This window comes from Halovibrio variabilis (assembly GCF_007991175.1).
Lineage (GTDB): Bacteria > Pseudomonadota > Gammaproteobacteria > Pseudomonadales > Halomonadaceae > Vreelandella > Vreelandella variabilis.
The window spans coordinates 76,183-95,539 of record NZ_BJXV01000019.1 but is presented as its reverse complement, the minus strand read 5'-3'; the positions used below and the strand labels follow the sequence as shown (position 1 = coordinate 95,539).

General features: G+C 55.5%; 20 protein-coding genes. 18 read left to right on the top strand and 2 right to left on the bottom strand.

Features of this window, described 5'->3' with window-relative positions; translation table 11 throughout:
- The first annotated feature begins 250 nt into the window (after positions 1 to 250).
- The 3 genes from HVA01_RS17880 (at position 251) to HVA01_RS14940 (ending at position 1,472) form a co-directional block, all read left to right on the top strand.
- Positions 251 to 595 carry a VOC family protein gene (locus HVA01_RS17880; protein WP_371860158.1) on the top strand — a complete coding sequence of 115 codons (345 nt, stop codon included), beginning with the start codon at positions 251 to 253 and terminating at the stop codon, positions 593 to 595.
- 11 nt (positions 596 to 606) lie between these two features.
- Positions 607 to 1,086 carry a GNAT family N-acetyltransferase gene (locus tag HVA01_RS14950; protein WP_146876208.1) on the top strand — a complete coding sequence of 160 codons (480 nt, stop codon included), beginning with the start codon at positions 607 to 609 and terminating at the stop codon, positions 1,084 to 1,086.
- Positions 1,087 to 1,283: 197 nt separating this feature from the next.
- Complete coding sequence (locus tag HVA01_RS14940) at positions 1,284 to 1,472, top strand: transposase (RefSeq protein WP_146876206.1); 189 nt, start codon at positions 1,284 to 1,286, stop codon at positions 1,470 to 1,472.
- A gap of 23 nt (positions 1,473 to 1,495) precedes the next feature.
- Here HVA01_RS14940 and rlmF read toward each other — a convergent pair whose 3' ends face one another.
- Positions 1,496 to 2,446 (bottom strand): 23S rRNA (adenine(1618)-N(6))-methyltransferase RlmF, encoded by a 951-nt coding sequence (gene rlmF / locus HVA01_RS14935; RefSeq protein ID WP_246129664.1) that lies wholly within the window; start codon positions 2,444 to 2,446, stop codon positions 1,496 to 1,498.
- Between the two features lie 268 nt (positions 2,447 to 2,714).
- On the opposite strand from rlmF, the gene HVA01_RS14930 reads away from it, so the two are divergent.
- The 3 genes from HVA01_RS14930 to HVA01_RS14920 all read left to right on the top strand — a co-directional run bounded on the left by HVA01_RS14930 (position 2,715) and on the right by HVA01_RS14920 (position 4,164).
- Positions 2,715 to 2,921, top strand: coding sequence for an AbrB/MazE/SpoVT family DNA-binding domain-containing protein (locus tag HVA01_RS14930; RefSeq protein WP_146876204.1), 207 nt, complete (start codon positions 2,715 to 2,717; stop codon positions 2,919 to 2,921).
- Positions 2,918 to 3,289: a type II toxin-antitoxin system VapC family toxin gene (locus HVA01_RS14925; protein WP_146876203.1), complete on the top strand. Its 372-nt coding sequence runs from the start codon at positions 2,918 to 2,920 to the stop codon at positions 3,287 to 3,289. The genes HVA01_RS14930 and HVA01_RS14925 overlap by 4 nt, the downstream gene beginning before the upstream one ends.
- A 329-nt stretch (positions 3,290 to 3,618) precedes the next feature.
- Positions 3,619 to 4,164: a macro domain-containing protein gene (locus HVA01_RS14920; RefSeq protein WP_146876202.1), complete on the top strand. Its 546-nt coding sequence runs from the start codon at positions 3,619 to 3,621 to the stop codon at positions 4,162 to 4,164.
- Positions 4,165 to 4,705: 541 nt separating this feature from the next.
- Here the strand turns inward: HVA01_RS14920 and HVA01_RS14910 are convergent.
- The gene (locus HVA01_RS14910; protein ID WP_146876201.1) at positions 4,706 to 5,614 is read right to left on the bottom strand and encodes a LysR family transcriptional regulator; all 909 of its coding nucleotides are present in this window, start codon (positions 5,612 to 5,614) and stop codon (positions 4,706 to 4,708) included.
- A 170-nt stretch (positions 5,615 to 5,784) separates the two neighbouring features.
- Between HVA01_RS14910 and leuC the strand changes: the two genes are divergently transcribed.
- From leuC to HVA01_RS14850, 12 genes are all read left to right on the top strand, one after another.
- The gene (leuC, locus tag HVA01_RS14905; RefSeq protein WP_146876200.1) at positions 5,785 to 7,236 is read left to right on the top strand and encodes a 3-isopropylmalate dehydratase large subunit; all 1,452 of its coding nucleotides are present in this window, start codon (positions 5,785 to 5,787) and stop codon (positions 7,234 to 7,236) included.
- A 3-nt stretch (positions 7,237 to 7,239) separates the two neighbouring features.
- Positions 7,240 to 7,887, top strand: coding sequence for a 3-isopropylmalate dehydratase small subunit (leuD, locus tag HVA01_RS14900; protein WP_146876199.1), 648 nt, complete (start codon positions 7,240 to 7,242; stop codon positions 7,885 to 7,887).
- 99 nt (positions 7,888 to 7,986) lie between these two features.
- Positions 7,987 to 9,066: a 3-isopropylmalate dehydrogenase gene (gene leuB, locus HVA01_RS14895; RefSeq protein WP_146876198.1), complete on the top strand. Its 1,080-nt coding sequence runs from the start codon at positions 7,987 to 7,989 to the stop codon at positions 9,064 to 9,066.
- Positions 9,067 to 9,146: 80 nt separating this feature from the next.
- Positions 9,147 to 10,259, top strand: a complete 1,113-nt coding sequence (gene asd, locus HVA01_RS14890; RefSeq protein ID WP_146876197.1) for an aspartate-semialdehyde dehydrogenase — start codon at positions 9,147 to 9,149, stop codon at positions 10,257 to 10,259.
- A gap of 182 nt (positions 10,260 to 10,441) precedes the next feature.
- Positions 10,442 to 12,532: a FimV/HubP family polar landmark protein gene (locus HVA01_RS14885; RefSeq protein ID WP_146876196.1), complete on the top strand. Its 2,091-nt coding sequence runs from the start codon at positions 10,442 to 10,444 to the stop codon at positions 12,530 to 12,532.
- A 9-nt stretch (positions 12,533 to 12,541) separates the two neighbouring features.
- Positions 12,542 to 13,480, top strand: coding sequence for a tRNA pseudouridine(38-40) synthase TruA (gene truA / locus HVA01_RS14880; protein WP_146876195.1), 939 nt, complete (start codon positions 12,542 to 12,544; stop codon positions 13,478 to 13,480).
- Positions 13,477 to 14,115, top strand: coding sequence for a phosphoribosylanthranilate isomerase (locus HVA01_RS14875; RefSeq protein ID WP_146876194.1), 639 nt, complete (start codon positions 13,477 to 13,479; stop codon positions 14,113 to 14,115). Before truA ends, HVA01_RS14875 begins: the two co-directional genes overlap by 4 nt.
- Positions 14,116 to 14,263: 148 nt before the next feature.
- Positions 14,264 to 15,451 carry a tryptophan synthase subunit beta gene (gene trpB / locus HVA01_RS14870; protein ID WP_174787787.1) on the top strand — a complete coding sequence of 396 codons (1,188 nt, stop codon included), beginning with the start codon at positions 14,264 to 14,266 and terminating at the stop codon, positions 15,449 to 15,451.
- 23 nt (positions 15,452 to 15,474) lie between these two features.
- Entirely contained in the window at positions 15,475 to 16,278 is an 804-nt protein-coding gene (gene trpA, locus HVA01_RS14865) for a tryptophan synthase subunit alpha (RefSeq protein WP_146876192.1), read from the top strand.
- A gap of 94 nt (positions 16,279 to 16,372) precedes the next feature.
- Positions 16,373 to 17,395, top strand: coding sequence for an acetyl-CoA carboxylase, carboxyltransferase subunit beta (gene accD, locus HVA01_RS14860; protein WP_146876191.1), 1,023 nt, complete (start codon positions 16,373 to 16,375; stop codon positions 17,393 to 17,395).
- Complete coding sequence (folC, locus tag HVA01_RS14855; protein ID WP_146876190.1) at positions 17,388 to 18,746, top strand: bifunctional tetrahydrofolate synthase/dihydrofolate synthase; 1,359 nt, start codon at positions 17,388 to 17,390, stop codon at positions 18,744 to 18,746. The genes accD and folC overlap by 8 nt, the downstream gene beginning before the upstream one ends.
- Positions 18,733 to 19,356, top strand: coding sequence for an SPOR domain-containing protein (locus HVA01_RS14850; RefSeq protein ID WP_146876189.1), 624 nt, complete (start codon positions 18,733 to 18,735; stop codon positions 19,354 to 19,356). The genes folC and HVA01_RS14850 overlap by 14 nt, the downstream gene beginning before the upstream one ends.
- Position 19,357 lies beyond the last annotated feature (1 nt).

Below are 19,357 nucleotides of genomic sequence, written 5' to 3'. Positions count from 1 at the left end.
TACCGGGTAATAGGCTGCCTAACAAGTGCAGGCAAGGAAGCTCCTTGCGTCGCTCCCCTGCTGCAGGCGTGCGTTATGAGTATCCACTCGTGTGAAGGGGGTCATTTGTGTTTGAAGTAAAAGCCACCCAGCATGTTTTGGCGGTCCAGGATCTTGAGAAAAACGAAAGCTACTTTCTCGACAAACTTGGGTTTTCCGTTCGGTTCCGTGTGGAAGGCTGATCGTTCCTGAGCCTTGGTATTTTCACGTCATGTTGGGGCACTGTCCGGACGAAGTTCCGGCCCGTGGTACGCACGAACATTCGTACTTCGCTTATGTAAACTGTGAGAGCATAGACGAGATTTATCGTGATTATCGGAAGCGCGGCGCCGAAATTTTCCAGGCGATATCTGATAAGCCATGGGGCCTACGTGAGTTTGGTGTAGCAACACCAGAGGGTCATCGAATCATTTTCGGTGAAGACGTTGAGCTATCAGAGAACTCATCACCAGGCGGTCAACCAGACGCCAAAAGCGTGCCGCTTTTGGTTCCCTCCGCAGGCGCTCCGGCGCCGGTTGCCTTCACGTTATTTTGCGGATGGATTTCATCGCATTGAAAGGAAGAGATATGGTTGTACTTAGGGAAATGCGGCAAGAAGAATATCCTGATTACTGTCAGTACTTTATCGACGATTACAGTCGTGAAATAGCCCTGAATTATGGATGCTCCATAGAGGTGGCAGCTGAACAGGCTAAAAAGGAGCTAAATCGTTGCTTTCCTAATGGTTTACAGGGAAATGAGCATTCATTGTTATGCATTGATACTGAGGTTGATGGACAGCTAAAGCGTATTGGTTATTTGTGGCATTCAATTAATGTTACAGATAAGTCGACCTTTATCTATGATTTCTTTGTGTCCAATGAATGCCGTGGTTTTGGGTATGGTACTCAAGCTATCTCTGCTTTGGAAAAACAGCTACAAGCAGTTGGTGTTAATCAAATAAAGCTAAGAGTAGCGTATCAAAATGAGCGCGCGCTCAATTTATACCAAGAAGTCGGGTTTGTCATTACTGGTTTCAATATGTCCAAGAACATTGGTATACGGTAGCTGCACCATAACAAACGCTTTAAGACGGATTCACAACGCTTGGTAGTTTTGGTTCGATTTGGCTTTTATGCTTACGATGCAATAGTTGAGTATCGTGGTAGTATTGTTCACCACTTAAGAAGGCGTTGAGCCTGTAGAAAAAAACACTAACGCCTAAGTTTTGGTAGGGTCGAGAAAACAGACGAGGAGTGGTCAGCATGCCCCGCTTCAAGACTTATAACTATTATCAGAACGCCAAGGTGGTGATCAACTACCAAGATCAGCTCCAGCCAGGCACCTTTGAACACGCTGTGCACATCCTGATCAAGCACAAGATAGACCTGACGGTTTTCCATCCCAGGCGATGTGCTTATAGCGGGATAATGTCGTGGCAGGGCTTCGTATAATCATGCGCCGCCTCGGGAGCAGCTCACATGAATGTCCAGGCCAATATCCTTGTGATCTTATTTCCCTGATTCATCTCGATTTCCCGACTATCAACGGCACCGAGCTTACGAATCAGCTTCTTGGCAGGCTTAATATTGTCGGCTTTTGAAACCAGGCTACTAAACCAGCGGCATTGAGTTGAATACGCTTGGCTTTCTCTTATTAGATTTTTAAGAAACAGCTGTTCGCCCCCCTTACACCAAAGCTCGGCCCCCAGCCCACCAAAATTCAGCGTAGGCGATTGGGTTTTGGCTTTTTGTTCACCGCGACTACGCGCAAGGTTATTGAGTTTAAGCTGGCTACCTTTAAGGGCTTCATCGAGCGAGGCATGGAAGGGCGGGTTGCATACGCTGACGTCAAAGAACTCCCCAGGTTGAATGATCCCTTCAAAAATGTGGTTTTTATCGTGTTGCGTGCGCAGCGTGAAGCGATCTTTGAGCGTGGGGTTGTGGGTGATAACCGTGGCGACGTTCTCAAGCGACTGAGGGTTAATGTCACTACCGACACACTGCCAGCCGTAGATTTGGCAAGCCAGTAGCGGGTAGATGCCATTTGCGCCCGTCCCGATATCGAGCAGCTTGATGCTGGGCTGTTCACGCCCAAGCCCAAATCCAATTAAATCCGCCATGTAATGGATATAGTCGGCTCTGCCTGGGATGGGAGGGCAAAGCGCGCCCTCTGGAATATCCCAATCGACAATGTTGTAGTATCGGTTTAATAACGCGGCGTTGAGCGTCTTTACTGCCAGTGGGTCTGCGAAATCGACGGAAAGTTGGCCATAAGCGTTTGGCTGCACATAGGTGGCTAATGCTGGGTGGCTCTTTACCAGAGCAGGGAAGTCATAGCCTTGGTTGTGCAGGTTCTTTGGGTGCAGGCCCTTGCGAACAGGCTTGGCTCGGCTTTTTTCACTTCGATGGAGGGTGTTCACAGTCATAGGCCCGGGGCTTGGCGTTCGATAGTCGATTGGGTTTGGCTTAGCCCGTGATTATAATCTTAATAGTTGTGTTGAGCATACTCGGCAGTTCGAGGGTGGCAAGAGGAGCTTCCGACAATATGCTAGACCCAGAGATACCCGATGAAGCAAAGCAGGCACTGAAACGATGCGAATATAAGGGAGTGACGGTCAATGTCATGTGATGTGCCTTGATCGTACCGATCGATAAGGCTATCGTAATACCAAATTCTTATCGATAGGTGGCATCATGGTCGCAGTGACTGTTTCCCCGAAGTATCAGATTGTAATTCCTAAAGAAATTCGTGAATCTATGGGCATTGTGTCTGGGCAGAAAGTCCAGATCATGTCCTATCAAGGCAGGATCGAGATAATTCCTCTGAAACCCATGAACGAAATGAAAGGGTTTCTGAAGGGCATTGATACTACGGTTGTTAAGGAAGAAGACCGGATATGAATGTCGTTGATTCATCGGCTTGGCTGTCGTACTTCGCCGGTGACGGCAACGCGGCAGCGTTCTCTGTGCCTATCGAAAAGTTGCCCGAATTGCTTGTTCCAAGCATCACGATCACAGAGGTTTTCAAAAACGTACTGCGCCAACGTGGTGAGGAGGCTGCATTGATTGTCACTGCTCATATGAAGCAAGGTAAGGTTGTTCCCTTGGATTCAGAGCTTGCAATGGATGCCGCAAAATTTGGTGTGCTTCATAAACTGCCGTTGGCTGACAGTATTATCTTTGCAACGGCGCAAAAGTACGCGGCTGTGCTTTGGACCCAGGACAATGATTTCGATGGATTGGAGAGTGTCAGATACATTGCCAAGTAGAGAGAGGCACATAACAGTCTCCTGCCTGCAGTTCGCGCCTTCAGCGTCGGAGCCCGGATGATTGACTACCCGCTTGTTAGGTTTGATTTTGATCCGATCAAGTAGGGCTTCCAGGAATCGGAGTGTGATCGCCTTGGTTTCGGTATTTGAAAACCACCCGAATCAGACTGGCACCGTAATGGATGAAATGCGCGAAGCAGGCGCGATTATTGAGGCCGCAGCATGAGCAGCAACGCTCTGTACAGTCTACACTTTCAGCATTTACCGCAGTTAAGAAGCCTCTTTATCAGCGGGCACTTCGCAATGTGTAGTAACAGACGGAGGAGCTTATGAGCAACCACAGTAACATCAGTGTGCAATGCGTGGTGGGGGATATCGCCCAGCAGTCCGATGTAGATGCCGTCGTTAATGCCGCCAATGCGCAGTTGAGAACCGGCGGCGGTGTCGCTGGGGCGCTTCATCGCGCTGCTGGGCCCGGCCTGGCTGAAGAGGGTCAGCCAATGGCGCCCATCAATCCAGGGCAGGCGGTACTCACCGGGGGTCATAACCTGCCCAACCGCTGGGTGATTCACTGCCTGGGCCCGGTGTACGGCATCGACAAGCCGGAGGATCAACTGCTGGCGGATTGTTATCGCAATGCACTGAAACTGGCCGACGAGCACGGTATTGAGCGGCTGGCTTTCCCGGCACTCTCTACGGGCGCCTTTGGTTACCCGGCGGAAGAAGCCGCTCGAGTATGCGCGGCTACCCTCGAATCCATACTGCCAAGTTTGAAGAAAGTGCGCCTGATCCGCTTTGTGCTGTTCGACGAGGCAGCTCGGCAGACCCTTTACGAAGCACTGGCTCAACGCTTTACCATTGACCCTGCAGGCTAGCTGCTACCCACTTCTTCTATCGCTTAAAGCAGGGTGGGCATTACTACGCGTTTCCCGTTGGGCTTCTTGATGGCGCGGATGATGGGAAAATAACCGCGCAAATATTTATTGAACAAAAGCCCCGCTACTATTCATTAGCAGAAAAAACCAAGTCATTAGCAGAAAAAACCAAGCAGGTGACCGGCGAAGAAGTGTTTGCTTGGTTTGGTGAATAGGGGGTCAGTTCAGGAGGCTGCGGAACGACGCCCGGTGGTGCCTCAGACAACCCCGGGCACCGCTGCGCGCTGCTTCCGCGGGTGCGCTTCGCTTACCACGCGCTACAAAACCCATCGATCCAGCTGCGTGCGCACACTTGTAGCGCGTGGTAACGAGAATGCGAGTTCAGCGAGCGTTTTGAGGCACCCGCGGGAGGCGGCGGAACGACGCCCGGTGGTACCTCAGTCAAACCTCGGCACCGCTACGCGTTGCTTTCGCGGGTGCGCTTCGCTTACCACGCGCTACGAAAACCCATCGTAGTGTGTGGTGACGAACCAGGCGAGTTTTACGCGCGCTTAGAGGCCTGGGGGCTCTTATCCCGCGAATTTTCTAACTCCTCAATCATCCTGTGCGCCGCATTAGAAAGCGTTCGATTGGTATGCACCAAATACCCCAGCGGTCGGTAAATAGGCGGGGTGTCTACTTCCAGCTCTACCAGTTCGCTGTCGATCATTTTTTCCGGCAGCAGGCTCCAGCCTAACCCCACGCTGCACATCATTTTTAGCGTTTCTAAATAGTTGGTCGCCATGCTAACCGGTAGCTGCAGGCCAACTTCGCTAAAACGCTGCGCGATAAGCGACCCTGTGAAGGTTTTTGCCCCCGGCATCACGCAGTTGTATTGGCACAGGTCGGCCAGTGTCAGCGTGCTTTGGTCGGCCTGGGTAGCCAGGCGGTGGTCGGCTGAACATACAAAACAGAGCCTGTCACGCCATAGCTCGACCACCTGTAATTGTTCATGCGGGTGAGGGGCTAGTGTCACCACGGCCATTTCCAACGTGCCATCCAGTACCCCCTGGTAAGCCTGCTCGGAATCCAGGAAGTGCAGGTCGAGCGCTACCTCTGGGTGACGCTGTGTGTACTGTTTTAATAAAGGTGGTAAACGGTGAAGGCCAATATGGTGGCTGGTGGCCAAGGTAAGCTTGCCGCCCACTTGGCCGGAAAGGTTGGCTAGCGCCCGGCGGCTGTCCTCAACGGCGAACAGAATACGCCGCGCTTGAGGTAACAGCACGCTACCGGCTTCTGTTAGCGCAATACGCCGACCAATACGGTCAAACAGCCGCGTGCTTACCTGCGATTCCAGGGTAGCAATGCGTTTGCTAACGGCAGGTTGGGTAAGGTGGAGCTGTTCTGCCGCGCGGGAGAAACTTTGCGTATCGGCCACGGCCAAAAAGGCTTGTAGACTTTGCGTATCCATAGGTATTCCCGGGTGGCTACTCTTGTTTAGCTATTCCATTTTGGAATCTAAACTATGAATAACATGAATTGCTTTTATGCGCGAGTCGCGTGACACTGACGGCATAGGCACTATAAGCGCCCACAGAGGCTGCCATACCGAACTAGCAGGGCAATGCCCAGGAGAACCACATGTCAGGTCAAACGCTTTACGACAAGATTTGGAACCAGCACTTGGTCAAGCAACGCGATGACGGCACTGCGTTGATCTACATCGACCGCCAGCTGCTTCACGAAGTCACCTCGCCCCAGGCGTTTGAAGGTTTGCGCCTGGCGAAGCGTAAGCCGTGGCGTTTAGATGCCAACCTGGCAACGCCGGACCATAACGTACCAACGACGATAAAAGAGCGTGCCGAGGGCAACAGCGGTATCAAAGACCCGGTGTCGTTGATTCAGGTACAAACCCTTGACGACAACTGCGTTGAGTATGGCATCGAAGAGTTCAAAATTAACGACCCGCGCCAAGGCATCGTGCACGTAGTCGGCCCCGAGCAGGGCGCCACGCTGCCGGGTATGACCGTGGTGTGCGGTGATTCCCATACCGCCACCCACGGCGCCTTTGGTGCCTTGGCCCATGGTATCGGCACGTCTGAGGTCGAGCACGTACTGGCAACCCAGTGTTTGTTGGCGCAAAAGATGAAGAACATGCAGGTACGTGTCGAAGGCGAGCTTGGCCTTGGCGTGACCTCTAAAGACGTAGTGCTGGCGATTATCGGCAAGATTGGCACTGCGGGCGGCACCGGTTACGCGATTGAGTTTGCCGGTAGTGCGATTGCATCGCTCTCGATGGAAGGCCGTATGACGGTATGCAACATGGCTATCGAAGCAGGCGCCCGGGTGGGGTTGATCGCGGTAGATGACACGACCATTGATTATTTGGCCAAGCGGCCGTTTGCGCCCACCTTGGATCAGTGGGAAGCCGCCGTGGCGGATTGGCGCCACTTGGTATCCGATGACGATGCCCAGTTTGATAAAGTCGTTACCCTGCAGGCGGAAGACATTGAACCGCAGGTGAGTTGGGGCACCAGCCCGGAGATGGTCACCGGCATTTCCGGCCAAGTGCCCGACCCCTTCGCTGCTTCGGATGAAACCGTGCAGCGCAGCCATACCCGCGCACTGGAATACATGGGCTTGCAGGCCAACCAGAAAATTACCGATATCAAGTTGGATAAAATTTTTATCGGTTCGTGCACCAACTCGCGCATCGAAGATTTGCGTGAAGCCGCCAAGGTGGCGAAAGGTAAGAAAGTGGCTGATTCGATCAAGCTGGCGATGGTGGTGCCGGGGTCTGGGTTGGTAAAACGCCAGGCGGAAGCCGAAGGTTTGGATAAAATCTTTATTGAGGCGGGCTTTGAGTGGCGCGAGCCGGGCTGCTCCATGTGTTTGGCTATGAACGCGGATAAACTGGGCGCTGGCGAGCACTGCGCGTCTACCTCTAACCGCAACTTTGAAGGGCGCCAGGGCTTCGGTGGCCGTACGCACTTGGTTAGTCCCGCGATGGCCGCGGCGGCCGCCATTGCCGGTCATTTTGTCGATGTGCGTAGCTTGTCCGCAAACGATGCCGTCCACGCTCAGGAGGCTTAAGCCATGAAAAAATTTACCCGTTTTGAAGGCGTGGTCGCCCCGCTTGACCGCGCCAACGTTGATACTGACTTAATCATTCCCAAGCAGTTTTTGAAGTCGATTAAGCGCACCGGCTTCGGCGTTAATTTGTTTGACGAATTGCGCTACCTGGATGAAGGTCAGCCGGGCCAGGATTGCTCTCAGCGCCCGCTGAATCCAGACTTTGTGCTCAACCAGCCGCGTTACCAGGGCGCTGAAGTGCTGCTTGCCCGGCGTAACTTTGGCTGCGGTAGTTCCCGTGAGCACGCGCCCTGGGCACTGGAAGACTTTGGTTTTAAGGTGGTGATTGCGCCCAGCTTTGCGGATATCTTCTATAACAACGCGTTCAAGAACGGCATTTTGCTGATCACTTTTTCAGAAGAAGTGGTGGATCGCTTGTTTGCCGAAGTGGAAGCCAAAGAGGGCTATCAGCTGGATGTGGATTTAGAAAACCAGCGAGTGATTACCCCCAGCGGCGAAATTTTAGAATTTGAAATCGATGCGTTCCGCAAGCACTGCCTGCTGGAAGGGCTGGATGATATTGGCCTGACGCTAAAAGACGAAGACGCTATTCGCGCTTTTGAGCAGAAGCACAAAACTGCGCGCCCCTGGCTGTTTCGTCAGTCCGCCTAAAGGGTTTTCAGTGCTTACAGTAAGTTTGATAGCGCGTTGCCGCTCCATTGCAATGCGCCAAGCGACCAACGTCGCTCTATAACACGTTAAGGATTCAGCATGACGCATAAGGTTTTATTGCTGCCGGGTGACGGTATTGGCCCCGAGATTGCTGCCCAGGCGGCGCGCTTGTTGAAGGCATGCCAGGAAGCGGGCTTGGATATTGCGGTCGAAGAGGGCTTGGTGGGCGGTGCTGCCTATGATGCCCATGGCGATCCGCTGCCCGCGGAAACCCTGGAGAAAGCCAAAGCTGCCAGCGCGATTTTGCTGGGCGCTGTGGGTGGCCCTAAGTGGGACAAAATCGAAGACCTCGCCAAGCGGCCTGAAAAAGGCCTGCTGGGGCTGCGTAAAAACCTGGGTTTGTTCGGCAACCTGCGCCCCGCCATGCTCTACCCGCAGCTGGCCAGCGCCTCAAGCCTGAAGCCTGAGCTGGTGGCCGGGTTGGATATTATGATCGTTCGCGAACTCACCGGCGGCATCTACTTCGGCCAGCCCCGCGGCATTGAAGAACGCAACGGCGAGCGGGTGGGCTTTAACACCTACGTATATTCCGAAAGCGAGATTGAGCGCATTGGCCGCGTGGCATTTGCAATGGCCCAAAAGCGCGGCAAGAAGCTCTGCTCGGTCGATAAAGCCAACGTGCTGGAAGTCACTATTCTGTGGCGTGAAGTGATGGATCGCTTGGCACCAGAGTACCCTGACGTTGAGCTCTCCCACATGTACGTGGATAACGCCGCCATGCAGCTGGTGCGCGCACCCAAGCAGTTTGACGTGGTAGTGACGGGCAATATGTTTGGCGATATTCTTTCGGATGCCGCCGCCATGCTCACCGGCTCCATCGGCATGCTGCCGTCTGCCTCGCTTAACAAAAGCGGGCAGGGCATGTACGAGCCGTGCCACGGCAGCGCACCGGATATCGCCGGTCAAAACGTAGCTAACCCGCTGGCGATGATGCTCTCGGTGGCCATGATGCTGCGCTACTCACTGAATGAAAATGCCATGGCAGAGCGCATTGAAGCCGCTGTCGGCAAGGTATTAGATGATGGTCTGCGCACGGCAGATATTGCTTCTGAAGGGATGCAAACCATTGGCACCGATGCCATGGGCGATGCGGTGTTAGCGGCGTTTGCTAAACAGTAGGGCAGTTGCTGGGCGGTTTTAAAATCACCATCAAGAATCGTGTATAATGCAAGCACTCATTCTTTGCAGGAGGACTTCAGATGTTGAAAGTCGGTTTCGTGGGATGGCGCGGCATGGTGGGCTCAGTGCTGATGCAGCGCATGCAGGAAGATGGTGATTTTAACGGCATCGAGCCGGTATTCTTCACCACCTCCCAGGTTGGTCAGCCTGGCCCTGACATCGGTGTAGACGTGCCTTCGCTTAAAGACGCTTTTGATATCGACGCACTCAAAGCGTTGGATGTCATCGTGACTTGCCAGGGCGGTGACTACACCAAGCCGGTCTATAAAGATTTACGCAGCGCAGGTTGGCAAGGCTACTGGATAGACGCTGCCAGCACGCTGCGCATGGAAGATGAAGCGACCATCGTGCTGGACCCGGTCAATCGCAAGGTGATTGATGATCAGCTAGCCAAAGGCGCCAAAACCTTCGTGGGCGGCAACTGCACCGTGAGCCTGATGCTGATGGGCCTGGGCGGTCTGTTTGAAGCCGATATGGTCGAGTGGATGACCTCCATGACCTACCAGGCGGCCTCTGGCTCGGGTGCCAAGCACATGCGCGAGCTGCTCAATCAAATGGGCACGCTGCGCGACAGCGTTGGCGAAGAGCTGAAGGATACTTCCAGCGCGATTCTGGATATCGATCGCAAGGTAACGGCTGCCATGCGCAGCGGTGACTTCCCGACCGATAACTTTGCCGCGCCGCTGGCGGGCAGCCTGCTGCCGTGGATCGATAGCAAGTTAGAAAATGGCCAGAGCCGTGAAGAGTGGAAGGCTAGCGTTGAGACCAATAAGATTCTTGGCCTTAAGAACAACCCGATCCCTATCGATGGCCTGTGTGTCCGTATCGGCGCGATGCGCTCGCACAGCCAGGCGTTCACCATCAAGTTAAAGCAAGACGTGCCGTTGGATGAGATCGAAGACCTCATCGCTAAGCACAACGAGTGGGTTAAACTGATTCCTAACGATAAAGACGCCAGCATTGCAGGCCTTACCCCGGCGGCTGCCACGGGCACGCTGCAAGTGCCGGTTGGCCGCCTGCGCAAGCTGCAAATGGGTGGCGAATACCTGTCGGCGTTCAGCGTAGGTGACCAGCTGCTGTGGGGTGCCGCTGAGCCGCTAAAGCGCATGCTGAAGATTCTGCGCGAACAGTAAGTATTCGTTTAGCCGGTCGATAAAAAGCGGGAAGCTGATCACAGCTTCCCGCTTTTTTTACGTAGTTAGTAACAACATTGATGGGAAAGTTGGTGTTATTTCGTTACGTTATCATTGAAAAGTCGTCATACAATACGCTTGCATCGTTAATTAAAAGTTAAGCAGGCGATTAGGGAGCATTCATGAAAAACACACTGGCATGGATTATATGGCTCTCGTTGAGTGCCGTAAGCTCCGCCGCCCTGGCCGTGGAGCTGGGGCCGGCGAGTGTCAGCTCGTTTCTGAATGCGCCGTTAAATGCCACTATTCCATTGTTGGAAAGCAGTGATTACCCCCGTAATGCTATTCGCGTCAGCGTTGCCGAACAGTCCGCTTTTGCGGCGCAGGGGCTTGAGTGGACCCCGCTGGCGGCGAGCGTTAGGGCTGAAGTCCAAGAGCAGCAAGGGCGCCGTTTGGTTCGCTTACGTTCAGAACAGGCGATGGATGAGCCCTGGCTTGAGCTGTTATTGATTCTTGAATACCCCGGCGGCCAGCAACCTCAAGCAGTGACGCTGCTGTTTGATCCCCAGAGCTATGCCCAAGGCTATTCCCAGGACGGCTCCCAGAGCCAAGCCGAGCGCGCTTCGCCAGCTGCAACCGCTGAGGCACCTTCTGCCACAACGCCGCCACCGGTAAGCAATACCAATGCCAATACAGGCAGTGCAAACAGCGCCTACGTGAGTAGCGGCGATACGCTGTGGGGCGTTGCCGAGCGCGTTAAACCTGCTGATGCTAGCGTTCAGCAAACGATGGTGGCGCTGTTGGAAGCCAACCCGGCGGCCTTTCCGGCGGGTAATATACACAATATGCGGGCAGGCCAAACGCTGAGCGTGCCGGATGCCGAGCGCATTCTGGCACGCTCACACCGCGACGCCGATGCCGCTATTCAAGCGATGAATGAAGCCTGGCGTGCACGCCGTAATGGGCCGCTGCAGGCGGTGCCGCTTCCAGGCGTTGAAACCGCGCCCGTTTCGGAAACATCGATAGCCGCCGCCCAAGCTCTGCAAGCTGGCGAAACTCAACTAAATAATGCTCTAGCGGCAGGCGGTTCCGAGCCGGTCGTGCCGGAGTCAGATGAATCAGCAACAGACGATCAAACGGCGTCTGAAGCGCCAACCGACGGGCCTGAGGCGTTAACCCGAGTAGCACTGACCGAGCAGCTGCGTTTAAGCCAGGTGACGCTTCAACAGGTGCTTGAGGAGCGTGAGCTGATGCGCGCAGAGCTTAACGAGCTGCGTGGCGAAGTCGCTTCGTTGACTGCGTCGCTCAGCGAGGCGCTGGTTGCCCAAGCGCAACCCCCAGCACCACTCGCTGCCCGTATGCAAGAGAACGATGGCCCGAGTGTCGGCGCCTTCATCGCCCGCTACCAGTGGCCGCTGGCGTTGGTGGCCATCGCGCTGCTGGTCGCGCTGTTGATATGGCTGCGCAAGCGCCGTGAAGAGATGTGGGAGGACGTTTCGTTTGCTGAGCCAGTGGTAAAACCAACGGCCGCGCCTGGCGCAGCGCCTAAATCAGCACCCATGCCAGAACCTACGCCAGAACCCATGTCAGAACCGACGCCAGCGCCTATGCAGGAGGCTGTTCCCGTTAGTTACCCGCCGCCACCCAATGAGGGTGACGTTGACAAGCCGTATAATGACGGTGGGCGACAGCCAGCGTTTGGCGGCGAGCCCGAGCCTGAATCTGCAACTCAGGCGGAGACTACCGACACGCATGATGCCCCGACGCTGGACCCCGATCAGTGGCTGCTTGATGAGTACGTGCAGCAGAGGCCGCAACAAGAGGACGACCTTCGCTATGAAAATAGCCAGGCAGCCGGGCTGGCTGAGCAGGGGCGCAAGCGCCGGTTAGGGTTGCACGTGGTTGCCGTTGATTATTCTGCAAAGGTGTCGTTAGCGCCACCGCCAAGTGCTGAGCCTATAAGCCAAATGCTTACTGATCTCGGTGCCGATTTACCGGCGGCTGCTGAGGCCCACGTGTCGGCAACGGGGTATCATCTCGAAATGACAGAGGGCGCCGGGCATCGCTTTATCGATTATCACCCGCCTACCTTAAGCCACCACGACGGCGAGCGCACCGACACCCTGATGCAGCCCACGGTCGAGTTTCAGACCACTCCCCCAGCCCCCGCCCCAACACCGCATCGACCGGTTGAAGAGGAGTGGGAAATCGAAGAGGTGGCATTCAAGCCGCGAGGCCTGGATAATGGTGATCCTTCAAAATCCTCCAAATGATGTGCCTTGATGACGCTGTTCTATCACTTCGATGAGAAAATCCCGCTGACGGGTCGCATAGCAATGGGGGTCGAGTATGACGGTACCCATTACTGCGGTTTTCAGCGCCTCAAGCATGCGGCTTCGGTACAGGCCTCGCTGGAAGCTGCGTTAACGAAGGTGGCCAATGCGCCTATCCGGATTCACGCCAGTGGGCGTACCGACTCCGGTGTGCATGCAACCCGGCAAATAGTCCATTTTGACCCGCCGGTGGGGCGTTCTGAGAAAGCCTGGATATTCGGCGCCAATACCCACTTACCCCGCGATGTGGCCGTGCGCTGGGTCAAACCGGTGGGCGATGACTTTCACTCGCGCTTATGCGCGCTGGGCCGTCGCTATCGCTATGTGTTGCTGAATCAGATCAGCCGCCCGGTGTTAGAGCGCGCTAATGTCACCTGGTGCCGCGACCCACTGGATGCGGATGCCATGCACCGCGCCGCCCAGGCGTTAGTCGGCGAACACGATTTTTCCAGCTTTCGCGCGTCGGGCTGTCAGTCCAAAACACCGTGGCGCCACGTCCATTTTATTGACGTTAAACGCTATGGTCAGCTGGTCATGATCGATATTCAAGGCAATGCGTTTTTGCACCATATGATTCGTAATATCGCCGGTGCGCTGGTGAGCGTTGGCCGAGGGACCCAAGCCGAAGGCTATATCGCGGAACTGTTAGCGCTGCAAAATCGTCGTAAAGGGGATGTCACCGCGCCTGCCTGCGGGCTGCATTTTGTCGATTCGGTTTATGATGAACGTTTTGAGTTACCTAAAGAGCCGGTGGGGCCACAGCTACTCGCGTTTACCGGCGAATGGACGGGGGAGCGCGAACTACCCGATACCCCGCGTGTGGCCTATCGCCGCAGCCGCTCGCTCGCCAATCCAGCGGTTAATCCTGAGCAGGAAGCGTCGTTATGAATGAGTTGCCGCTAACCCGCACCCGAATCAAGTTCTGTGGCTTTACCCGCGCTGAGGATGTTGACCGCGCCGTGGCATTGGGCGTTGACGCGCTGGGTTTCGTTATATGGTCAAAGAGCGCGCGTAGCGTGGATGTAGAACAGTTGGCAGCACTTTCAGCCCGCGTGCCAGCGTTTGTGACCCGCGTGGGGCTGTTTGTCGATCAACCTGCTGAGCTTATCGAGCGGTGCTTGCCCTATCTGGATATGCTCCAGTTTCACGGTAATGAACCCCCCGATGACTGCCAGCGCTTTGCGCTGCCCTGGATGAAAGCGCTGCGCATGCGCGATGAGATCGATCTGGCCCATGAGGCTGAGCGCTATCATCAGGCCCAGGCGCTGCTGCTAGACGCCTATCGGCCGGGCACACCGGGCGGCACAGGGGAGACCTTTGATTGGTCGAGAATCCCCGCAAATCTTGCAAAACCTGTTATCCTCGCCGGTGGGTTGAGTGCTGATAATATCGCTGATGCCGTGCGTCAGGTAGCGCCTTACGCAGTGGATGTATCCGGCGGTATTGAAGCCTCCCACGGCTGTAAAGATGCCAACAAAATGGCGTCTTTTGTTCGTCATGTGGCGTTAGCCGACGCCCGTTAAAGTACGCCGCGCAGTTTACTGATACTGAGTGTGCTGCGTTATTGGTGAGTTCATTGATTGTTTGCCTGTTCTGGCGATCTTGTGAGGTATCTCTGTGACAGTTTCTGCGACGCCTACTCCGAAAACTAAGTTCAGCGATCTGACCCAAATGCCGGATGCCCGTGGTCATTTTGGCCCCTACGGCGGCCGGTTCGTGTCAGAGACCCTTAGCTTTGCCCTGGATGAGCTGGAGAAAACGTACCTAAGCCTACGTGATGACCCCGAGTTCCAGGCCGAGTTTGACTACGACCTTGCTCACTATGTGGGACGTCCTTCGCCGCTGTACCACGCCAAGCGCTGGTCAGAGAGCCTGGGCGGTGCACAGATTTGGTTAAAGCGCGAAGACCTCAATCACACCGGTGCTCACAAGGTCAACAACACCATTGGTCAGGCGTTGCTGGCGAAAAAAACCGGCAAGCCGCGCATCATTGCGGAAACCGGCGCCGGTCAGCATGGTGTCGCCTCAGCGACCGTGGCAGCCCGCCTTGGGCTTGAGTGCGATGTTTATATGGGAGCCGCCGACGTCGAGCGCCAGAAGCTCAATGTCTACCGGATGCACTTGCTGGGGGCTCGGGTGATTCCCGTTGAGTCTGGCACCCGTACCCTCAAAGACGCCATGAACGAAGCCCTGCGTGACTGGGTCACCAACGTTGATAATACCTTTTACATCATCGGTACCGTCGCAGGCCCGCACCCTTATCCGCTGCTGGTGCGCGATTTTAACGCGGTGGTGGGACGCGAGGCGCGTCGCCAGTCGCTTGAGCAGATAGGCCGCCTGCCTGACGCGCTGATTGCCTGCGTGGGCGGTGGTTCCAACGCCCTGGGGCTGTTCTACCCGTTTGTCGAAGATGATGGCGTTGCCATGTATGGCGTTGAGGCCGGGGGTGACGGCGTGGAAACCGGCCGCCACGCGGCGCCGCTTGCGTCTAACGCACCGCGCGGCGTGCTGCACGGTAACCGTACTTACTTGATGTCAGATGAAGCCGGTCAAGTGTCTGACACGCACTCTATTTCGGCGGGCTTAGACTACCCAGGCGTAGGTCCCGAACACGCCCTATGGAAAGATGTGGGGCGCGTTGAGTATGTAGCGGCTAACGATAAAGAAGTGCTGGAAGCCTTCCGTGAGTTGACGCATATGGAGGGCATTATGCCCGCCCTTGAGACGGCCCACGCGCTGGCCCACGCCAAGGTGTTGGCGCCGACGATGCGTACCGACCAACATATTGTGGTCAATCTTTCCGGGCGGGGTGATAAAGACATCATGACAGTGGCCAAGCTTGATGGCATCGAATTTTAAGGGCAGTTTTTTTAAGGGCAAGCATGAACCGTATCGATCAGCGTTTCAGTGAACTTAAACAACAGGGTCGCAAGGCCCTGATCCCTTACATCACCGCAGGGGATCCGGCACCGCAATACACCGTGGGCTTTATGCACGCACTGGTAGAAGCCGGTGCCGATGTGATTGAACTGGGTGTGCCATTTTCCGATCCCATGGCCGACGGGCCGGTGATCCAAAAAGCCTGCGAGCGGGCGTTAAAGCAGGGCACCCGGTTGGTTGACCTGCTGCAAATGGTCAAAGAGTTTCGCCAGACCGATACCACCACGCCGGTGGTGCTGATGGGGTACCTAAACCCGATCGAGCGGATTGGCTACGAGAACTTTGCCGATCAAGCCGCGAGTGTCGGCGTCGACGGCGTGCTGATTGTGGATATGCCGCCGGAAGAGGCTGAAGAAATCGGGCCGTTGCTGAAATCACGTGATTTAGCGGCAATTTTTCTTGTTGCGCCTACCACTTCTCACCAGCGTGCCGCTACAATATGCGCCCACGGTGAGGGCTACCTGTATTATGTCTCGCTGAAAGGTGTAACGGGCGCCGCCACCTTAAACGCTGACGATGTCGCTGAGCATTTGGCGCCGCTGCGGGAAATGACCAATTTGCCGCTTTGCGTGGGGTTTGGTATTCGCGATGGCGTGACGGCGGCAGAAGTGGCCAAAGTGGCCGACGGTGTGATTGTGGGCAGCGCTTTGGTTAACCGTATCGCCGAGAGCGTCGACGCCCCGGAAACCATCCCAGGCCAACTGAAAAGTGTATTAGCAGAAATGCGCTCGGCGATGGATGCCTAAAGCAAAATGCTTTATCGCCTATATCGGTTAAATTGACGACACTCATCAAGCCTGGTTTTGCCAGGCATTGACGTATAACGGAAGCCTTTTTGATATGAGCTGGTTAGACAAGATCGTGCCCTCCATGGGTCGTATCCAGCGTAAAGACCGTCGCGCTAGCGTGCCGGACGGTCTCTGGCGTAAATGTCCCAAGTGCGAAGCGGTTCTCTATCTCCCTGAGTTAGAGAAACACAACAGCGTCTGTCCTAAGTGCGATCATCACCTGCGCTTGACGGCGAGAAAACGCTTGGACTGGTTCCTGGATAAAGCCGAACGCAAAGAAATTGCGGCAGAAATCGAGCCCAATGACCGCTTGAAGTTTCGTGATTCCAAAAAGTACAAAGACCGTCTGGTCGCGGCGCAAAAAGATACCGGCGAGAAAGATGCGCTGGTGGCTATGCGCGGTGAGTTGGATGGCCTGCCGGTGGTGGCCGTTGCCTTTGAGTTCACCTTTATGGGTGGCTCGATGGGGGCTGTCGTCGGTGAGAAGTTTGTGCGCGCCGCGACGCTGGCGCTGAAAGAGAATATCCCGCTGGTGTGCTTTGCTGCCTCGGGCGGGGCGCGCATGCAAGAAGCGCTCTTTTCGCTGATGCAAATGGCCAAGACATCCGCCGCACTTGAAAAGCTCAAGCAAGCCGGCGTGCCGTATATTTCGGTGCTCACCGACCCCGTGTTTGGCGGTGTGTCTGCGTCGCTCGCCATGTTGGGTGATTTGAACATTGCCGAGCCCAATGCCCTGATTGGTTTTGCCGGTCCAAGGGTTATCGAGCAAACGGTGCGTGAAACGCTGCCCGAAGGTTTTCAGCGTAGCGAGTTTTTACTCGAACACGGCACCATCGATATGATCGTTCACCGCCATGAAATGCGCGCACGCATCGGCGGTGTTTTACGTAAGCTAACCCACCACGATGCTTCGCCGCCTGCCAATGCAACGACGGCCGAAGAGTCCGCTACTGCTGAGCCGGTCGCTGAAGAGGCTGCATTTGCGGACGCCGCTGACGCCACTTTTTATAAAGTCGATACAGCTAAGAGTGATGCCGCCACGGCAAAGAGTGACGACGATTCACGCAATGCCTGATTCTGTGCAGCCGGATGTTCAACCGCCATCTTCGCGAACGCCATTTTCGTTACAGCAATGGCTGGCGTATTTGGAAACGCTGCACCCGGTAGGGATTGATATGGGCCTAGCGCGTGTTTCGCAAGTGGCTGAGCGTATGGGGCTGCTGGCACGCCCCATTGCCCCTTGTGTGATTACCGTGGCAGGCACTAATGGCAAGGGTTCTACCCTTGCCATGATGGATAGCGTTGCCCATGCCCATGGACAACGCGTGGGTACTTATACCTCCCCCCATTTACTGCGCTATAACGAACGGGTCAACGTTAACGGCCTGGAAGCGGACGACCAACTGCTCGTGCAGGGGTTTGAGCTTGTCGAGCGTGCGCGTTTGCAAGACCCTGCCATCAGCCTGACCTACTTTGAAGCGGGTACGCTGTGCGGACTGTGGTGTTTGGCTAATGCTGAGTTAGACCTGGTGGTGCTTGAAGTAGGCCTGGGTGGTCGGCTGGATGCGGTCAATATTATTGATGCAGATGTGGCTGTCGTGACCACTATTGCCCAGGATCACGCTAACTTTCTGGGTACCGATCTGGCCCAGATCGGGCGTGAAAAGGCCGGTATTTTTCGTGCTGAACGGCCCGCCGTACTGGGCAGTCAAACATTGCCTGCGAGCGTCGCCGAGCATGCTCAATCACTGGCGTCCCCTACGTTCAGCTTGGGTCAACACTTCCACCATTCCCCTTCTTCTGATCAACCTGGGCAGTGGCGTTGGCAGGGGCAAAATGCCGATGGTGAGGTGATTGCCATCGATGGCCTCCCTGATCCAGCGCTACCTGTTGATAACGCGGCCACCGCCTTGCAGGCGTTGGCACTTACTGGGCTTGCGCTCAACAAAGCCCGGGTGTGTGAAGCGTTGAGCACGGTGAAACTGGCAGGTCGCCTGCAGTGGATGGGGCCCTGGTGCTTGGATGTAGGACATAATCCGCATGCGGCTCAGTACGTCGCCCAACATTTGCCGGCGCCTCCCCAGGGCGGGCGGCAATGGTGTCTAATCGGCATGTTGAATGATAAAGACAGTGACGGTGTCATACAGGCATTAGCGTCGCGTATCAGCGATTGGGTGTGCGTCACGCTGCCAGGCGAACGTGGCTGCCCGGCGGAGGACCTAGGCCAGCGTATTGTTGCCCAGGGAGGGCGAGTGCATTTTTGTGCGGACACGCCGCAAGCAGGTGTCGATTGGCTAGCCAAGCTGTTAACGCCCAATGACCGTGTCCTGGCCACCGGTTCGTTCTTTACAGTAGCGGCACTGTTAGCTCGGCCACTGCCAACGGGCGCTGCGTCGCTTGATGGAGACGGAAATGAAATACGGTAAAACGGAACGCATTAGCGGTATTGTGATTTTACTCGCGCTCCTGGCGATTTTTGTGCCATGGCTAATGAGTGACCCCGCGCCCCGGGAAGACCGTCCGCAGCCTAGTTTTGTTATTGAGCAGCCCATTGAGGTAGAGCGTCGCGACGTGCCAGCGCCTGAAAGACCGGCAACGGTTAACGAGCCATCGTTACCGCAGACCGATCCCACCGACGATGCCAATGAAGCAACGTCAAGCGCCGAAACGGCTGGGTCCAGCGAACCCGACGAGGTGCCAGCCACACCCGATAGCGATCCGATCGCCGATTTAATTGCCAGCAATAGCGGCAGCGCTGGAAGCACGTCGCAAAGCCAACGCGCATCCAGCCCTGCGTCTAGCGCACAGGGAGAGTGGGCGGTGCAAGTCGGCAGCTTTGGCGAAGCCGGTAACGCACAGCGCCTTAGCGAACAGCTTTCGGAACAGGGGTTTAGTGTTTATCAGCGTGAGCGCGATAACAATATGACCACCGTCTTTGTTGGCCCTTATACCACTTCCGAAGAAGGGGAGTCCGCCATGGCGTCGATTAAGGAGCGGGCCAATGTGCAGGGTCTGCTTGTGCGGGTAAGAGATTAAC